Source organism: Nonomuraea longicatena, assembly GCF_039525605.1.
Lineage (GTDB): Bacteria > Actinomycetota > Actinomycetes > Streptosporangiales > Streptosporangiaceae > Nonomuraea > Nonomuraea longicatena.
In genome coordinates this window covers 15,941-16,463 of record NZ_BAAAHQ010000022.1, presented here as the reverse complement: position 1 = coordinate 16,463, position 523 = coordinate 15,941, and the positions used below count along the sequence as shown (strand labels likewise).

At 75.1% G+C, this 523-nt stretch carries 1 pseudogene; it reads right to left on the bottom strand.

Going from position 1 to position 523, the window contains the following annotated elements:
* Positions 1–292: pseudogene (locus tag ABD120_RS20990) on the bottom strand (hypothetical protein); the annotation flags it as partial.
* Positions 293–523: the final 231 nt, after the last annotated feature.

The following is a 523-nucleotide window of genomic DNA, read 5'->3' as shown; positions in this document are numbered from 1 at the left end:
GGCGGTCGGCCGCCTCCTGCGGCGGATAGCCCAGCTCCCGCCACCGGACGGCGTCCACCGGCGTCATCCCGGCCCGCAGCCACAGATCCACCGTGTACGGCGTCGCCCCCACGGTGCGCCATGGGCGCGCGTCGGCGGCCGTGTAGACGCCGGACCGGCGCCACCGTTCGGCCTCCCCGATCGAGAAGCCGTCGCCGATCCACTCGCGCGCGGCGGCGACCGTGAACCCGTGCCGCGTCCACTCGGCCAGCGGCTCGGGGCGCGGTTCGTCCTCGGCGTAGGCCGTCGTCATGGCTCTCCTCCCGCGAGCGCTCGGGCCCGCTCTGTCGTCCTCGCCCCGTTCGCGGGGCCGAGGTCCGGTTTGTCGTCAACGCCGTCCTTCTGCTGGTATGCGAGCCGTGGACGCCCATTGCGGGGAGTGGCCGCCGTCGCCTATGAGGCAGACGACCACGGGCATGGGCGGACGGCGCTGCGGCCACGGCGTCTCGCCGTCGGTCAGGACGACGACCAGGTCCGGGCGGGG